This is a genomic window from Acinetobacter sp. WZC-1 (assembly GCF_052544965.1).
Genome location: NZ_CP199370.1, coordinates 822,133 through 838,262, shown reverse-complemented (window position 1 = coordinate 838,262; position 16,130 = coordinate 822,133). Strand labels below are relative to the sequence as shown.

Here is a 16,130-nt window from a genome sequence, read left to right as displayed (position 1 = left end):
CTACAGTCTTATACCGATCATATCAGATCAATTTATATGTTCGGCTACGCCCAATATTTAAAGCTGTACGACAAAAAGAAATGAAGAAAATGTTCAACCTTTTTTCAGAACTGAAAAAAATAAAACGGTAAAAACAAAACTAAACGTATTTATGAATGTGCGACTGAAAACGACTTAAACACAGAAAATTATTTCTGGCAAAGTACCGGACTCATGCAGAACATAGACTGTAATTTTTTGAAGCTACAGCGATTGCAATCCGCAAAACACAGAAACCATACATAAAAAAGAGTGGCTATTATGCATTTTTTTCAAAAAAAGTCTTTATTTTTTTACATTTTTCATATATCAACCGCATTTATAGTTTTCCCGGAAATATTTCTTAAAAAAATAGATACATAATATCGGGAACTTAAAATAAAAACCGGGGTCATATCTGACCCCGGTTTTTAAATCGTTCGTTCAGCTTCAGAACGGATTAGAAATCATACTGCGCCATCACGCCTAAACGGCTGTCACGACCTTTTTGACGGTTCGCCTGTTCACGCTCACCATACACATATTCCACACCGAAGGTAATCGGCTTAACCGGGTTAAACATCACGTTTAACCAGGCCTGTTGCAGATTGTCATTCTGAGTATCGACTGACTTATCATAGAACACTGCACTATAAGCCAGGGTACTGCGGACTTTAGGGGTAAATTTATAAGTCGCACCGATCAGGAAGGCATCGTATTCATTCAGGTCAATATCATCCGCAGAGGTTCTCTCATATGGATTTTCTGTATACAACAGATAAAAGTCATCGCCTTTGACGTGTGAATAATCCGCACTCAGAGACAGCTGCTCAAGAATGTTGTATTTGGCCCCCAGACCCACACCCCAGCCAAATTCCTTGGCATCATCTGCATCACGGGCACGGACTTCCTGAAGCAGCGCACGGGCACTCAGCACACCGGCACCATCATCAAGTGTATGAACCAGTTTCCCCGCAGCTGCCGGTAAACGATTGCCATCACGCCCTTTTTCCAGGCTGACAAAGTACTTGGTGCTGGCATCAATCTTATTGCTATAGCGGGCCATTGGTGTACGTTTTGTACCAATTCCCAATGGTGAACCGAAGTCCATCATTTCTGCCTGCGTATCAGTGGATAGGAATGTAGATGTGGTCTGACCAAATAACCAGTCGTTATAGGTCAGGTAGGCATGACGAATACGAATGCTATCGTTGGCATTGTTGAAATCAATTTCAATTTTACCGCCAACATCCGCATCCTGCACCGGTGCCTTAAAGTCCAGGCCAAGACGGGTCCCCTTGGCAGTCCCATACAAACGGTCTTTATTTCTGTCATTACCGTTTAGATCCACTTTATTAATGTTGTTAAAAACACCATCACCGCCCTTAAACTGATATTCCGCATCTGCACGGACATAACCATACAGATTGACACTGGAGCCTGCTTTGGAAATAAAGGATGTCACCGGAGAAGAGGCCGGTGTCGGTGCAGGCGCTGCTGCCAGCTGGACCGGTTTGGTTTTTACTTCCTCAATCTGAACCTGCTGCTGTTGCTGGACCTGTTGTTGTTGCTGGATTAATGATTTTAAAGCCTGTACTTCTTCACGAAGTTTCTGGATTTCCTCTTTGTCTGTTGCTGCGTTTGCTGAAGACATCATTAACGCAGTGACAGCAACTGCTACACCCTGCTGGATAAAGGATTTATGGCGAAGGAATAGACTCATGAAATGCTCCTGGTCTTATATTTAATGTAATGCATCCGCGCACGCTGACTTTTTAACCCCATTTCTTGCCAAAAAATCAATTTTGTTTTGATCAGGCAGTAATTCACTTACTGCATTAAAAAAAACAATGCACAGACATGCCTTGTTGTTAAATTATGAAAAGTGTGAAACCAAGCAAAGGTTAAAAGTAATATTTTGTAATAGATATTACGCTGATGTAATTTAGCGTATCAGTCACCTTATTACAATCAGTTTTACCGAGCGAAAACAATAATTCAATTCTTTATTTAGATTATTTTTTCTGTAATTATGATATAGTCCTGTATTTACAGACACATAGAAAAACGCCTGTTCAGGATAGACTACACTATTATAAATGATGGCAACCGATTCAAAAATGGACATTTCCATGATGGTACAGAACGTCATGATTACAGCAAAGGCACGTGGTCTGGACACCTGCTCTCCGGCTTGCCTGAAATCATTTTCACTTCATTATTGCCGATGCACTGCAGGCCCTGAATGATGAAGAGCTGATCTGTACGGTTACACTCGGTTATACCGACCCTGAGCATCTTGTAAACACATTGGTCACGCCCAGAATCGGCTGAAAATTTTGCAGTTTTCCTGGATTAACTCCATACCGCACCTATAAAAAGACCGGAATCCGGTCTCTTTTTAATAGCCTGGTTCAGGCTATACTCTGAATCAGGTCAGGCAATACCGTGTGCATGATCATCCCGTGCTGATAGCATCCAGATCATCAGCAAGCCAGTCACAGTAAAAAACAGCATCAGCAGCCCCATATTCAGCAGCGGGCCCCAGATCAGAAAGTTTAGTGCCACGCCCCCCACCAGGCCGCAGACAAACTGCATACTGCCCATGACTGCACTGGCCGTTCCTGCCCGCTCTCCCTGTTCAGCCATCGCCAGTGCCGCCGAATTGGGTCCGGTAAAACCTATCCCGGCAACAGCAAGAAATAAACCACTCATGACAATCCACAGCGGCGCATAACCCAGCAGGGCTGCAACAACAATCATCAATGCACCCATCAGCTGGATGCATCCGCCAATTTTAAGCCGTTGTATGACATTGAATTGACTTGCCAGCTGTTTATTCAAGGCAGACAGTAAAATAATCCCCATGGCATTCAAACCAAACGCCCAGGCAAAGTGCTGCTGACTCAGATGATAGTGATCCATCAATACCGCAGCAGCAGAACTGATATAACAAAACAGCGCAGCCCCGGTCAGACAGCCTGCCAGCATGGGTAGTCTGAAACTGCTGTCTCTGAAAATAGTGATATACAGCTTCACCACCTGCTGAACATTCAGCTTCAGCCGGCGTTCCGGCTCAAGAGTTTCTTCAAAGAAAAAATGTACACAAACCAGACAAGTCAGCCCCACCATCATCAACACAGCAAAAATCGCCTGCCAGCTGAAAAAATGCAGAATCAGGGCACCAATGGTCGGCGCCAGAATAGGTGCAACCCCCATGACAATCATCATACTGGCAAAGGCCTGGGCAGAACCCTGTACATCCAGCCGGTCACGAATGGCAGCCCGTGCCACCACCACGCCGACACAACCACCGAGTGCCTGCAACACCCGGGCAGCGATCAGCGCCCACTGATCCGGTGCCAGCATGCACAACAAGCCAGCAATCACATACAGTACCATACCAAAGTACAAGGGTTTTTTCCGTCCGATCCGGTCACTGAGCGGACCATAAATCAGCTGCCCAATGGCGAGTCCAGTAAAGTAAGCCGGCAGGGTATTGGCAATCTGCTGCGTGCTGACACTGAAATCCTGTGCCATCTGTGGCAATGCCGGCAAATACATATCAATGGATAATGGGGCCAGTGCAGTCAACAGGGCCAATAATGCAATCCATTGTGTGGAGTATCTTTTCCCGGCATTTTTTTCAGACATAAAAGTTGATTTCAGATTTAATTTATGGATACAGACAAGTTTACACACTGCATAGTATGATTGTATATCCGGAAAAGTGAAGATTCACATTTTCAGGGCAATATGATATTTCAGATGGCACAGAATAAGGATTCAGATTTGAACGCCTGGCTGACCCGGCTGCGCAAAGCGACCTACAACACGACACTCATGTATAACCTGCGTATGCTGATTGCATTTTCAGGTGCAGCCGTCGTTCCTTATTTCATGGGCGATCAGCTGATGACCATTCCACTGGCACTGGGGGTGCTCACTGCCGGTTTAAGTGATATCGATGACCGCTTTTCGGTCAGACTCATGAATCTGGTCTATACCTATATCGGCTTCTTTATTACCGCAGCTTCGGTGCAACTGCTGTCGCCCTACCCGGTTATATTTGCCTTCGGATTACTGATTTCCTGTGTCGGCTGGATTTTACTCGGCTCACTGGGGCGCCGCTATGCCACCATTTCCTATGGTTGCCTGGTTATCGCTGTATATGCCATGCTGGGCACACATCTGTTTGACGCCTGGTATATGCAACCGGCCCTGCTGGTTGCCGGTGCTGCGTGGTATGGTCTGCTTTCAACCATCAGTTACCTGTTGTTTCCTGCCCGCCATGTTCAGGACAACCTGGCACAATGCTATTCGTCACTGGGGGATTTTCTGTTTTCAAAATCCAGCCTGTTTGATGTGGATATGACTGCCGAAAGCTATCAGCAAAGCATGATTGATCTGTCCATGGAAAATGGCAAACTGGTCAACCTGTTCAACACCATGAAAACAGCACTGCTCACCCGCCTGAAGGGAGACCGTGGCCAGAAGGACACCCGGCGCAGCCTGCAATATTATTTTGTTGCACAGGACATCCACGAACGGGCGGATTCCGCTCATATTGACTATCAGAAACTGGCCGGCATGTTCGAACACAGTGACGTCCTGTTTCGTTTTCAACGAGTTCTGTTTTTACAGGGCAAAGCCTGTAAGGAACTGAAAAACAGCATCCTCGACCACAGCAGCTACCAGCATAACAATCGTTTTGACTATATTTTCAACAATCTCAGCAAATCACTGAAAAAATTACGCAGTGAACAGCATTATGACCAGATCTGGGTCAATGCCCTGTATGCGCTCTATCAGAATTTAAAATCCATTGATGCCCAGCTGCGAAATATTGAAACCATACGTAATATCAACCACGATAAAGCCAGGCAGGTTGAACATCAACTGCGTGATGACGACCTGAAAGGCTGGAGTGATATTAAAATCCGGATTAAACAGAATCTGACACCGGAGTCAATTTTATTCAGACATGCCATCCGGGTTTCAATCGTCCTGTTTATTGGCTATGTCTTTATACAAATTGCCAATATTGAATATGGTTACTGGATTTTACTGACTGCACTGTTTGTCAGCCAGCCGAATTTCAATGCCACCAAAAGACGACTGCGACTGCGAATTCTCGGTACCCTGGCCGGTATTGTGCTGGGCTATGCTGTACTCCATTTTGTGCCATCCGTCGAAGGTCAGCTGTTGTTGCTGGTCATCAGTGCAGTTCTGTTCTTTGAACTGCGCAGCCGACAATATGCACAGGCCACTGCATTCATTACCATTCTGGCCCTGATTAACTTTAATCTTGATGGCCAGGGTTTTGCCGCGGCACTGCCCCGTTTAATTGATACTTTGATTGGCTGTGCGCTTGCCTGGTTCGGTGTCAGTTTTATTTTTCCCGACTGGAAATTCCGCCGACTGCCCCGCACCATCAGACGCTCACTGGAAGCCCAGTGCAATTATCTGAGTGAGGTGGTCAACCAGTACCACCATGGGCACAACAATGGACTGAATTATCGTATTGTCCGCCGCACTGCCCATAATACCGATGCAGAAGTTGCATCCCTGATTTCCACCCTGGCCACCGAACCTGATTTTGATCCCATCCGCAAAACCGAAGCATTCGAATTTCTGTGCCTGAATCATACTTTTCTGAGTTATATTGCTGCACTCGGCGCACACCGCACACAGATTCAGGACACTGAAATTCTGTCGCTGCTGGACCAGGCCCTGCACGACATCAAAGGTGCCCTATTACGTGATGAAATGCCGGATCTGACAGCTGACAAGATGTTGCAGGCAATCCGGGCACGCCAGAACCATGCAGAGGACAGCCCACCTGAGATTCTGATCAGCCTGCAACAGTTGTCCCTGATGTTCGGTATCTTAAAGCAACTGCATACCCTGAAGCAGAGCCTGAGCTATGAGAGTGATGACCAGGCCAGTGAACTGGCTTCACTCTGATTCAGCTGGTTCAGGGAACTGGACCTGACATGCTGCTTTTTTACCGGACAAATCGCTGTATATTTTTCGATTTATGAGCCTTATCCATTCTGATTAATGCTAAACTCTAGCAAGTTTGATCGCTTATTACTGACACTATGACTGCAAAACAAATTTACGCCTATACCTTACAACCTGTTCCTTATGAGGTTTCAGAAGCTGAACAGCGTTATGCCCAGTTATTAATCTGGCGCAGCACCAATAAGATCAGTATAAAAGCCTGGATCATTATGGGGGTCATTGTTGCACTGTCACTGCTGGGTATTATTTTTATTAAAAACTACTCCACTGTTATTTTCTGGGTTGCATTGGCCTGTGTCGCCATTTATTTACTGATCCGTAGATTTGGACTGGAATGGTATGTCAAACGTAAAATGAATGAATTTCCTGCTCAGGAAATTAAGGGAATTAAACTGGGCGTACAGCCACATGGTATTGCCATGCGCCAGCAAATGGGAATTCAGGAAGGTATGGCAACCATTGGCTGGAAAGATATTTATGAATGGTATGACACACCTGATTTCCTATTGGTGAATTTTACAGTCAAAGGCCAGCAGGGTGCCTACATTTTACCCAGACGGATGGACAGCAGAAACTTTTCTTTTGACACGGTGCGCAGACACCTGAATGACGCTGTCGGTGCCCCTAAAAAGCTCTGATCAAGCACCGATCAGGATACACAGAAAAAACCTCCCGGACTGATGATCAAATCATCATAAATGGAGGTTTTTTTATAAATCACCTACAATACGCAATAAAAATGATAATGAGAATAAATATTATCCTCAAAATTCACATTCTCTGCCAGATCTTCAGGTATACTTTTTTACATCCAAAAACCTATATACATTTACAATCATGCTAAAGAAATTCTTTTTCCAGATCCACTGGTTTCTGGGAATTACCGCCGGCCTTGTCCTGTCCATCATGGGTGTTACCGGCGCAATTTATTCCTATGATGAGCAGATACTGAAATGGATGAATACTGAAAGTTATATCGTTACAGTCGAAAACAGGGAAAAACTGACACCCGCCGAACTGTATCAGCATTTCCAGCAGCAACATCCTGAAATGAAGATCAACAGCATCACCATTGCCACAGCCCCGGAACAATCGTCCAGCATTAATATTGTGAAAGAAGGTGAACGCCGCGGCTATAACATGATGGTAAATCCCTATAACGCCGCAGTATTACCTGAAATCAAGGGACAGGCATTTTTCCGCTTCGTGCTGCAAATACACCGTACGCTGACCGCAGGCCCGATCGGCAAACAGATTACCGGCGCCTGCACCCTCATGCTGATTTTCTTTGTCCTGAGTGGGTTATATCTGCGTTGGCCAAAGAAACATAAGCTGAAACAATGGCTTGCCATTAAACCCCAATTAAAGGGACGAAATTTTCTGTGGGATTTGCATGCAGTCGCCGGGACATGGGTCATTGTATTCTATCTGTTGCTCGCATGTACCGGGCTTTTCTGGTCTTATGACTGGTGGCGCAGTGGCATGTTCAAAGTACTGGGGGTTGAACGGTCGACTTTTCCAGGACCAGGCGGCAGGCCACCACCCGGCCTGCTTCCGCCTGGATCACCTCCACCTGGTTCACTTCCACCAGGTGCAGCCAGACCATCGTCTCCACCGGCAGCTGGTCCTGCAAACCGGCCCGGAATGGTCAGGGGAACCAATCCTGAGCGTGGCAGTAGAATCGGCCGGGAAAAAATGGCATTGCAGCCGGCACAGATCCATTTTGCCCTGAACCAGAGCTGGACCGGCTTTAATGACCGGATTGGGCGTGACTATTCCAGTATTACCCTGCTTACGCCTCAAAAACCGGGAGTAGTGGATATTTTCTTTGTGGATGCCATCCCGCAGCATGAACGGTCACGCAATAAAGCAAGCTACAACTATCAGACTTTGCAGATTGAAAACCTGGAGCTATACCAGGACAAAAAGCTCAATGAAAAAATTATGGGCAGTATGCTGGCGGTGCACCGTGGCAGTTTCTTTGGCCCGATCTACCAGTTCCTGGCCATGCTGGCCTCCCTGATCATGCCGTTGTTCTTTATAACCGGGTGGATGCTGTACCTGAAACGACGCAAACAGAAAAAACTGACCTCAGCCGCCCGTAATGCAACGTCCATTGTTCAGATTGATCCAGATGCCACCCCGTGGCTGATCAGTTATGCATCACAGACCGGTGTCTCTGAGCAACTGGCCTGGCGCACTGCAACCAGCCTGCAGGAAGCACATCAGCCTGTGACTGTAAAATCCGTACAGCAACTGACTGCAGATGATCTGAGCCAGAATAGCCGCATCCTGTTCATTGCAAGTACCTATGGCACCGGTGAAGCACCGGATCTGGCACTGAGCTTCGAGAAAAAATTCCTGCACAGCCAGATGGAATTAAGTCATCTGAGCTATGGCGTACTTGCACTCGGTTCAAAAGAGTATCCGGACAGTTATTGCAGTTTTGGACACCGCATTGATGCCTGGCTACAGCAAAATGGCGCACAGCAGCTGTTTGCAACCATTGAAGTGGACAATGCCAGCAACCATGATATTCAAAAATGGAATAATGCACTGGCAGAGTCAACCCGGCTGCAATTACATGCCATGTCCATTGACAAAGTTTTTGATTCATGGACCCTGATCAGACGTGATCTGCTCAATCCAGGCAGCCTGGGTGAGCCGGCCTATAATATCGAATTACAGGCTGCACATGAGGCCAGTTGGCATGCCGGTGATATTGCAGAAATCCAGCCCGGTAACAGCACAGCCAGAATTCAGGCTTTCCTGGAAAAACTGCAAATTGCCGCAGATACACCGGTGGATTCATTGCAGCAAAGCATTCAGCAGGTCTTATGGAACCGTGACTTAACCGTGGAGCTGATGCCATTCACCGGGCTGGAACAACTGCTTGAGCAATTACCGGTCCTGCCTGCACGTGAGTATTCCATTGCCAGCATTCCATCTCAGCAAGTGCTCCGACTGGTGGTACGTCAGCAGACGGACACTCAGGGCGAAATCGGACTGGGTTCCGGCTGGTTAACCCGGCACGTTCAGCTGCGTGACAAAATTTCATTGCGCATCCGCACCAATGAATCCTTCCATCTGATTGCAGATAATCGCCCGATCATCTGCATTGGCAATGGGACAGGCATTGCCGGTCTGATGAGCCTGATTGCTGCCCGTGTCCGCGCCGATTATGTCGACAACTGGCTGATTTTTGGAGAACGTCAGCAGCGCTGTGACTATTTCTACCGCGACATCATTCAGAACTGGCAAAATACCGCCATGCTGAAACGGCTTGATCTGGCTTTCTCCCGTGATCAGACAGAAAAGGTTTATGTACACCATAAATTACGTGAGCAGGCAGACGAATTTAAACGCTGGATTGCCAACGGCGCCGTGATTTATGTCTGTGGCAGCATTCAGGGCATGGCCAGTGATGTGAATCAGGCACTGGTTGACCTGCTGGGTGAAGCACAAGTCGATGAACTGCGTCAGCAGGGTCGCTATCGTCGGGATGTTTACTGATCACCGGCTATCGACTGACTCAGAACCAAAACAACAAACCGGGCCTCTGTGCCCGGTTTTTATTTTTTATCCATGAAAGTACTCCGATGAAAACACTGCAGAACTCTGGTAGACTTGATGCTGAACTGACATGATATGCAAACTGATGCACCACTCCATCATTTTAAGAAGCCTGGTTTTTTTCGCAGGTCTGATTCTGTGGCTGGACGGCCTGATTTTAATCCTGCAGGGAAAAATTCACCTGGGAACAATCCTGCCATTGGTCATTGGACTATGCCTATGTATCCATGCCTTTTTTTATGCTGCCATTCAGCCTTTGCTCGCCCGGCAGCTGAGATTAAAACAGCTATGGCAACTGGGATGGATTCTTTTCATCTGCTGGATTCTCAGTCTGGCGGGATTTTTCACTTATTTAAGCCAATCCATCCGACAAACCACGCCCGATCAGCACATTGATGCAATAGTCGTACTGGGCAATCGTGTTATACAGGGTCAGGCCTCTCCGACGCTGGCCCAGCGGCTGAATACCGCGGCAAAACTTGCCCAGCGCCATCCCAGTGCCTTAATCATCGTCAGTGGCGGTCTGGATAACCGGGAAACAAAAACAGAAGCCGCAATTATGGCTGAATATTTGCAACAGCATTTCAGAATCAGTGCAGCACGGATTGTACAGGAAGATCAAAGCACCAGTACCGACTTAAATCTGAAAAACAGCCGGCAAATACTACAGAATCGGCACGTCTGGGATCAGGCCGTCATTGCTATTGTGACCAGTGATTTCCACATCCCCAGGGCAGCAGCAATTGCCCGGAAACAGGGATATCACAAGCTGGTCACTGTCAGCGCTCCCACACCGTTATCCACCCGTTATAATGCCTGGTTGCGGGAGTATTTTGCCTATATCAGTGGCTGGCTGCTGAATGAATACTGAACACTTACAGATCATGCAACCTGATTTTTCGGGGCAGTGGCAATTGCTGATTCCGGAATAAAGCTGGCTGGCTGGCATATAACTCATATAAATATTTTTTTAAATCAATGATCAGTTTATCCCCTGACACCAGCACATTCTGCCCTTCAGGTGTCAGATTTAAAGACAGGTTCAGATGCTGCTTTCGAATAAAGGGAATCATTTTCTCTACAAATGCAAGTAATGCAACTTCCTGCACCTCATAACCTTCCCACTGACCTTTCAACAACAGCTGAGCCAGACTGCGACTCTGCCAGACCGCCACGGTTTGTTGCCCCGACGGTGTGGCACATAAAGCCCAGCCGCCATCCTTATACAATGCATAAAGCTTCGTCTGCGCAACAATCTGCCTGATAAACTGGATATATTGATCATGCGCTACAGTACTGCCCTTCTGGACCGAAGAGGACGATACCGCCTTGCGTTGATAGGGATTTCTCATAAAGTCTTCTATATAAGATGATCAGTGCATTTTATATAAACATTAAAAAAAGGTATAGCATGCGGGGAAGTGGTGGGCGCTGACGGGATCGAACCGCCGACATTCTGCTTGTAAGGCAGACGCTCTACCAACTGAGCTAAGCGCCCTGAGCGGGGGTTAAACAAAGTATTGCCCTGTTCATCTATCAGGAAAATTTAACTGAATTTCCAACACAGCGCAAATGCAATCTGCTGTGCATGACCATTAGCGGCTTTGTTGGCATTCTGATTTCAGGCATGAAGATAAATGGCGCAGCGGACGGGGCTCGAACCCGCGACCCCCGGCGTGACAGGCCGGTATTCTAACCAACTGAACTACCGCTGCGTAATTGCTTTACTGGACGTAAAGCGAGGTCTTAAACATCAAAATCTGAATATGGTGGGCGCTGACGGGATCGAACCGCCGACATTCTGCTTGTAAGGCAGACGCTCTACCAACTGAGCTAAGCGCCCTGAGTGAGGCTGAACAAAGCAGTACTTTGTTCGAATGCAAGGAAAAATCCACGATTTTTCTTTTATTAACTCCATACATCGGGAGAATCAGGTGTTTTGCACTTCAACAACCTGTTATTTCAGTAAAATGGCGCAGCGGACGGGGCTCGAACCCGCGACCCCCGGCGTGACAGGCCGGTATTCTAACCAACTGAACTACCGCTGCGTTTTCACATTGTCACTTGTGTTACAAACAGTTCCGAAAACTCAGCATAAAATGGCGCAGCGGACGGGGCTCGAACCCGCGACCCCCGGCGTGACAGGCCGGTATTCTAACCAACTGAACTACCGCTGCACTGCATATTTCCGGTATAAAATCTGGTGGGCGCTGACGGGATCGAACCGCCGACATTCTGCTTGTAAGGCAGACGCTCTACCAACTGAGCTAAGCGCCCAAACGACTTTATCGTTTGTGAGGTGCATTATAGAGAATCTTTACTGACTGTCAAACGCTTTTCTCTGCGAATTTAATTTTTCAGGTCTGAGTGATTAAAAAATAGATCATTTCAATCATAACAACTGTTTTCTGTTTATTATTTATCTATTTAAGCCCTGTCTAACCCGCTGTATCCCCCGAAAGATCACCCGTCCATTGAGCGGATTTTTGCAGTCCATCGCCTGCACACCGCCAGTATCAGCGATCAGTCCACCCGATCTTCAGATAAATACACCAGCGCACCGTCATCCACCAGATCAAATACTTCCATCAGCTGCTGACCATGCATGCGGATGCAGCCATGTGATACCGGAATACCCATCGGCTCAGTATCAGGCGTTCCATGAATATAAATATAGCGCCCCAGTGTGTCATGCCCCTTGCCACGATTCAACCCTTCCTCCAGGCCATCAAGCCATAGAATGCGGGTCAGAATCCAGTCACGATCCGGATGCTGATCCGCCAGTTGCTGACTATAAATTTCTCCGGTCTGCTGTCTCGCCTTAAATACTGCATTCAGAGGCGCATCTGCACCAATTTTATGGGCAATCCGATGCCAGCCACGTGGGGTTTTTTCCGAACCTTCCTGTTCACCAATGCCATTTTTAGCCGTGGAAATCACATAGAATTTATTGCGTTTCGGCAAGGCCAGTGTCTGTGACGCCAGATCAATGATTATATCCGCCTGATCAATGCTATACATTTTATTGCCCTTCCATCTCTTGTCCTGTTTTTATCCCGGGTAAAGCCAGAAGTCCGACTCAGGACTCTGATTCAGCAGTGACCTGCACGGCAACTGGCTCCGGACGCATCCATAACCATATCGCGACGATCAGCATGCTGCAATCGGTAAATATTTTCACCAGTAAGGGGGCATGAGTAAATAACATGATCACTGCACTGATCAACATCATGATACTGGCCAGCCATTTTGCTTTCCTGGGCACAGTACCATTTTCACGCCATGCCCGTAGCACCGCGCCATATCGGGGATGATTCAATAGCCAGGCATCCATTTGCGGCCAGCCTTTTGAAGCCGCCCATGCTGCCAGAATTAAAAATACCGTTGTTGGCATCCCAGGCAATAACGCACCAATAAAGCCCAGCGTAACAAAAATAATCACCAGACTGCGCCAGAACAATATTTTCATGCCACAACTCAATTGAATGAATTCAGGTAGTATATAGGTTTTTAATCGGTATGCGCTGCTCTCCGGTTTTCATTATACCGCAACACAATACAGGCATTTCCATGACGGTTTTTTTTGAACCCTGGCTCAACTGGCAGCATCTCATTGTCAGGCAACTGGCCTTTGCCGTAGCCAGTCCGAATACCATTGGCAGCGTTCCCGGTGAGTTGCAGGTCAAATATGGATTTGCACTGCACGACAATCCATTCTGGCAACAGCAGTATCTGCGTTACACTGCCCGACTGCAGGCACTGGATCAGAACCCACAACCGCTGCTTGATTTTCTGGCCGGTCTGAAAAGCACCCGACTGGGGCTGCGCTTTGAACATCTGTTATGGTTCTGGCTGAATGACAGCCTGTATCATGACTATGAGTTACTGGGACATAGCATCCAGATCATTCATGGCGGCAATACCCTCGGTGAGCTGGATTTTTTGCTGTACAACCATGCCAGTCACCAGATCGAGCACTGGGAAGTCGCTTTAAAGTTTTATCTGGCAGAAGCTGATTTCAGCCTGCCCCATTGGTATGGTTTAAATCGCAGTGATACCCTGTATCGAAAACTGCATCATTTCGGTCATCAACAGTTTCAGTTTGAACGAGTACAGACACATCTCATCCAGCAACGCTTTGCCGTTTTAAAAGGTCAGCTTTATTTTCCTGAACCGCAAGTACAGTCCCGGATGACCGAAAATGCCGTACCCGACTGGGTCAACCCGGCACGCCGGACAGGCACATGGGGTAACCTGATTGCCGGCACAGATTATTACAGATTACAGCGGCAGGAATGGATTTGTGTTGCACAGGAGCAAAGTTCAGCAGATGCTCACTGGTGGACTAATGGCTTGTATAAAAACAAAAAAAATGAGCATTACTATATGCTCCGTCAACCCTGTATTTTACACAAAATGTAATAAAAGTGTAATTTTCACCTGAAAAACATACATATAATAACGTTTAAGTAATAAAACAGCTGTATTCACAACGCCGTATATTTCCTAAGCTATTTAAACATCAGAATAAATTTACAAACTGGAGATGATGATGAAAAAGGTTCTTGCAGCTTCATTAGTTGTAGCGTTCGTTTTAACTGGGTGCAATACGTTTAAAGGCATGGGCCAGGACGTTTCCAAAGCGGGTGATGCAGTCACCAATTCAGCAGATAAAGTCGAAAAGAAAATGTAATTTTCAGCCCGTCTGCAAAAAAGCCTTATCTTCCGATAAGGCTTTTTTATAATTAAATTTTTAATTTTGATTCGCTTTTATCTTCCTCTATTATAGTCCTCAATTTGATCAATCGATTTTTATGCATGAACCATTCTGATACGCTGCAACTCAGTCTGCAACTCCTCCGCCAGCCCTCAGTCACTCCGCTCGATCATACATGTCAGCAAATTATGGCTGATCGTTTAAAGGCGATTGGTTTTAATATTGAATCCATGCGTTTTGAAGATGTGGACAATTTATGGGCCAGACGCGGTACCCAGGCACCGGTGTTCTGTTTTGCCGGACATACCGATGTTGTCCCGACAGGCCATGCTGATGCCTGGGAATCTGACCCCTTTCAGCCTGAAATCCGTGATGGCAAATTATATGCGCGTGGCAGTGCAGACATGAAAACTGCCCTTGCGGCAATGGTGGTTGCCTCCGAACGCTTTGTAAAAAAACATCCGGACCATAAGGGTTCCATTGCTTTTCTGATTACTTCTGATGAAGAGGGACCTTCCATTAACGGTACTGTGAAAGTGGTGGAAACCCTGGAGGCACGTCAGGAAAAAATGACATGGTGCCTGGTCGGTGAACCCTCCAGTACGCACACGCTGGGCGATATTATTAAAAATGGCCGCCGTGGTTCATTGAATGCTGTTTTAACAGTCAAGGGGAAGCAGGGACATGTGGCTTATCCGCATCTTGCCGTGAACCCGGTGCATATGGCAGCCAGCGCCCTGACTGAACTCTGTAACACCGTGTGGGATAACGGCAATGAATACTTTCCGGCAACTTCATTTCAGATTTCCAATATTCAGGCCGGCACCGGTGCAACCAACGTGGTTCCTGGCACCATGACGGTAACCTTTAATTTTCGCTATTCCACGGAAGTCACTGCAGATGACTTAAAAGCCCGCGTACTGGAGATTCTGAATCGTCACCAGGTTGCATATGACATTGAATGGACACTGTCAGGCCTGCCTTTTCTGACCCCGGTCGGTGAACTGGTCGATGCAGCACGAACTGCCATTCAGCAGGTCACCGGAACACAGGCTGAACTTTCCACCAGTGGCGGAACCTCGGATGGACGCTTTATTGCCCCGACCGGTGCGCAGGTATTGGAGCTCGGTGTATTGAATGCCACAATTCACCAGGTGAATGAACATGTCAATGTCAATGAACTGGAACCGCTTGCTGAAATTTATGAACAGATCCTGGTGCGTCTGCTGACCTAAACGCTTCCGCCCAATGAAAAGGACGCTATCACTGCGTCCTTTTTCGTCTGGCTCATCTGCAGCACACACAAATTCAGCGCTTATGACAATCACCTGCATGCATTAAAGACCAAGCTGATGCTGAATCACCGATAAATCCGGCACATGGTATATTTTCTCTGCAATACGGACATATTGCAGAATCGATGCGTCCTGAATAAGTCGATGATCATCCACTACTTCAGAAATACGCAGCCGGATGGATAACGGCATTTCATTACACATCAATGCAAAACGCTGACTGGCCTGCTCTCCTTCAATGATCAGTGCCACCCCGAGTGTCCGTGCCGGATCACTGACGCTGAAAACAGGCAGCTGCTGTTCATGCCATTCAACCGTCTGCACATGGCTGGCATTATCCCGGGCAGAAAGCACGATATTCTGTGGAAGTAACATCGGCTCCCGTGCATGGCAGGCAATGACATAGGCATCAATAAACCCTGTGGAAACCGCAATCAGATGCTGTAATTCCTGACTGCTGACGTCTTCCAGCCCCGTACTGATATGATCCTGGTTCATTC

The 16,130-nt window shown here is 47.1% G+C and carries 13 protein-coding genes, 6 tRNA genes and 1 pseudogene; 8 read left to right on the top strand and 12 right to left on the bottom strand.

The window, feature by feature from the left end; all coding sequences use genetic code 11:
- Nucleotides 1-478 precede the first annotated feature (478 nt).
- Nucleotides 479-1,741 carry a DcaP family trimeric outer membrane transporter gene (locus ACT6PV_RS03975; RefSeq protein WP_445115179.1) on the bottom strand — a complete coding sequence of 421 codons (1,263 nt, stop codon included), beginning with the start codon at nucleotides 1,739-1,741 and terminating at the stop codon, nucleotides 479-481.
- Nucleotides 1,742-2,120: 379 nt separating this feature from the next.
- Here ACT6PV_RS03975 and ACT6PV_RS03970 point away from each other — a divergent pair.
- Nucleotides 2,121-2,377: pseudogene (locus ACT6PV_RS03970) on the top strand (nitroreductase family protein); the annotation flags it as partial.
- 77 nt (nucleotides 2,378-2,454) lie between these two features.
- Here ACT6PV_RS03970 and ACT6PV_RS03965 read toward each other — a convergent pair.
- Nucleotides 2,455-3,672, bottom strand: coding sequence for a multidrug effflux MFS transporter (locus tag ACT6PV_RS03965; protein WP_445115178.1), 1,218 nt, complete (start codon nucleotides 3,670-3,672; stop codon nucleotides 2,455-2,457).
- A 114-nt stretch (nucleotides 3,673-3,786) separates the two neighbouring features.
- Between ACT6PV_RS03965 and yccS the strand changes: the two genes are divergently transcribed.
- The 4 genes from yccS to ACT6PV_RS03945 all read left to right on the top strand — a co-directional run bounded on the left by yccS (nucleotide 3,787) and on the right by ACT6PV_RS03945 (nucleotide 10,489).
- Entirely contained in the window at nucleotides 3,787-5,985 is a 2,199-nt protein-coding gene (gene yccS, locus ACT6PV_RS03960; RefSeq protein WP_445115177.1) for a YccS family putative transporter, read from the top strand.
- A gap of 137 nt (nucleotides 5,986-6,122) precedes the next feature.
- On the top strand, nucleotides 6,123-6,683 hold the full coding sequence (locus ACT6PV_RS03955) for a hypothetical protein (RefSeq protein ID WP_445115176.1): 561 nt from the start codon (nucleotides 6,123-6,125) through the stop codon (nucleotides 6,681-6,683).
- Nucleotides 6,684-6,882: 199 nt separating this feature from the next.
- Nucleotides 6,883-9,558 (top strand): PepSY domain-containing protein, encoded by a 2,676-nt coding sequence (locus ACT6PV_RS03950; RefSeq protein ID WP_445115175.1) that lies wholly within the window; start codon nucleotides 6,883-6,885, stop codon nucleotides 9,556-9,558.
- Between the two features lie 145 nt (nucleotides 9,559-9,703).
- The gene (locus ACT6PV_RS03945) at nucleotides 9,704-10,489 is read left to right on the top strand and encodes a YdcF family protein (RefSeq protein ID WP_445115174.1); all 786 of its coding nucleotides are present in this window, start codon (nucleotides 9,704-9,706) and stop codon (nucleotides 10,487-10,489) included.
- A 4-nt stretch (nucleotides 10,490-10,493) separates the two neighbouring features.
- Here ACT6PV_RS03945 and ACT6PV_RS03940 read toward each other — a convergent pair whose 3' ends face one another.
- The 9 genes from ACT6PV_RS03940 to ACT6PV_RS03900 all read right to left on the bottom strand — a co-directional run bounded on the left by ACT6PV_RS03940 (nucleotide 10,494) and on the right by ACT6PV_RS03900 (nucleotide 13,087).
- Nucleotides 10,494-10,970, bottom strand: a complete 477-nt coding sequence (locus tag ACT6PV_RS03940) for a DUF2750 domain-containing protein (protein ID WP_445115173.1) — start codon at nucleotides 10,968-10,970, stop codon at nucleotides 10,494-10,496.
- A gap of 70 nt (nucleotides 10,971-11,040) precedes the next feature.
- Nucleotides 11,041-11,116 (bottom strand) — tRNA-Val (locus ACT6PV_RS03935).
- 140 nt (nucleotides 11,117-11,256) lie between these two features.
- Nucleotides 11,257-11,333, bottom strand: a tRNA-Asp gene (locus ACT6PV_RS03930).
- A 52-nt stretch (nucleotides 11,334-11,385) separates the two neighbouring features.
- Nucleotides 11,386-11,461, bottom strand: a tRNA-Val gene (locus ACT6PV_RS03925).
- A 128-nt stretch (nucleotides 11,462-11,589) separates the two neighbouring features.
- Nucleotides 11,590-11,666, bottom strand: a tRNA-Asp gene (locus tag ACT6PV_RS03920).
- Nucleotides 11,667-11,718: 52 nt separating this feature from the next.
- Nucleotides 11,719-11,795: transfer RNA gene (locus ACT6PV_RS03915), tRNA-Asp, on the bottom strand.
- A 24-nt stretch (nucleotides 11,796-11,819) separates the two neighbouring features.
- Nucleotides 11,820-11,895: transfer RNA gene (locus tag ACT6PV_RS03910), tRNA-Val, on the bottom strand.
- Nucleotides 11,896-12,141: 246 nt separating this feature from the next.
- Nucleotides 12,142-12,639 carry a cell wall-recycling L,D-carboxypeptidase ElsL gene (elsL, locus tag ACT6PV_RS03905; protein WP_445115172.1) on the bottom strand — a complete coding sequence of 166 codons (498 nt, stop codon included), beginning with the start codon at nucleotides 12,637-12,639 and terminating at the stop codon, nucleotides 12,142-12,144.
- A gap of 58 nt (nucleotides 12,640-12,697) precedes the next feature.
- On the bottom strand, nucleotides 12,698-13,087 hold the full coding sequence (locus tag ACT6PV_RS03900) for a YbaN family protein (RefSeq protein WP_445115171.1): 390 nt from the start codon (nucleotides 13,085-13,087) through the stop codon (nucleotides 12,698-12,700).
- Nucleotides 13,088-13,188: 101 nt separating this feature from the next.
- Here ACT6PV_RS03900 and ACT6PV_RS03895 point away from each other — a divergent pair, with 101 nt between their 5' ends.
- From ACT6PV_RS03895 to dapE, 3 genes are all read left to right on the top strand, one after another.
- Nucleotides 13,189-14,040, top strand: a complete 852-nt coding sequence (locus ACT6PV_RS03895) for a DUF1853 family protein (RefSeq protein WP_445115170.1) — start codon at nucleotides 13,189-13,191, stop codon at nucleotides 14,038-14,040.
- Between the two features lie 127 nt (nucleotides 14,041-14,167).
- Nucleotides 14,168-14,311, top strand: a complete 144-nt coding sequence (locus ACT6PV_RS03890; protein ID WP_445115169.1) for an entericidin A/B family lipoprotein — start codon at nucleotides 14,168-14,170, stop codon at nucleotides 14,309-14,311.
- A 125-nt stretch (nucleotides 14,312-14,436) separates the two neighbouring features.
- On the top strand, nucleotides 14,437-15,570 hold the full coding sequence (gene dapE, locus ACT6PV_RS03885) for a succinyl-diaminopimelate desuccinylase (RefSeq protein ID WP_445115168.1): 1,134 nt from the start codon (nucleotides 14,437-14,439) through the stop codon (nucleotides 15,568-15,570).
- A gap of 102 nt (nucleotides 15,571-15,672) precedes the next feature.
- Here dapE and ACT6PV_RS03880 read toward each other — a convergent pair whose 3' ends face one another.
- Complete coding sequence (locus ACT6PV_RS03880; RefSeq protein ID WP_445115167.1) at nucleotides 15,673-16,128, bottom strand: hypothetical protein; 456 nt, start codon at nucleotides 16,126-16,128, stop codon at nucleotides 15,673-15,675.
- Between the last annotated feature and the right edge of the window lie 2 nt (nucleotides 16,129-16,130).

Excerpts from the sequence above, each read along its gene's own strand:
- ACT6PV_RS03975 (WP_445115179.1), bottom strand. The coding sequence starts at position 1,741 with ATGAGTCTATTCCTTCGCCATAAATCCTTTATCCAGCAGGGTGTAGCA.
- ACT6PV_RS03965 (WP_445115178.1), bottom strand. The coding sequence starts at position 3,672 with ATGTCTGAAAAAAATGCCGGGAAAAGATACTCCACACAATGGATTGCA.
- yccS (WP_445115177.1), top strand. The coding sequence starts at position 3,787 with ATGGCACAGAATAAGGATTCAGATTTGAACGCCTGGCTGACCCGGCTG.
- ACT6PV_RS03955 (WP_445115176.1), top strand. The coding sequence starts at position 6,123 with ATGACTGCAAAACAAATTTACGCCTATACCTTACAACCTGTTCCTTAT.
- ACT6PV_RS03950 (WP_445115175.1), top strand. The coding sequence starts at position 6,883 with ATGCTAAAGAAATTCTTTTTCCAGATCCACTGGTTTCTGGGAATTACC.
- ACT6PV_RS03945 (WP_445115174.1), top strand. The coding sequence starts at position 9,704 with ATGCACCACTCCATCATTTTAAGAAGCCTGGTTTTTTTCGCAGGTCTG.
- ACT6PV_RS03940 (WP_445115173.1), bottom strand. The coding sequence starts at position 10,970 with ATGAGAAATCCCTATCAACGCAAGGCGGTATCGTCCTCTTCGGTCCAG.
- elsL (WP_445115172.1), bottom strand. The coding sequence starts at position 12,639 with ATGTATAGCATTGATCAGGCGGATATAATCATTGATCTGGCGTCACAG.
- ACT6PV_RS03900 (WP_445115171.1), bottom strand. The coding sequence starts at position 13,087 with ATGAAAATATTGTTCTGGCGCAGTCTGGTGATTATTTTTGTTACGCTG.
- ACT6PV_RS03895 (WP_445115170.1), top strand. The coding sequence starts at position 13,189 with ATGACGGTTTTTTTTGAACCCTGGCTCAACTGGCAGCATCTCATTGTC.
- ACT6PV_RS03890 (WP_445115169.1), top strand. The coding sequence starts at position 14,168 with ATGATGAAAAAGGTTCTTGCAGCTTCATTAGTTGTAGCGTTCGTTTTA.
- dapE (WP_445115168.1), top strand. The coding sequence starts at position 14,437 with ATGAACCATTCTGATACGCTGCAACTCAGTCTGCAACTCCTCCGCCAG.
- ACT6PV_RS03880 (WP_445115167.1), bottom strand. The coding sequence starts at position 16,128 with ATGAACCAGGATCATATCAGTACGGGGCTGGAAGACGTCAGCAGTCAG.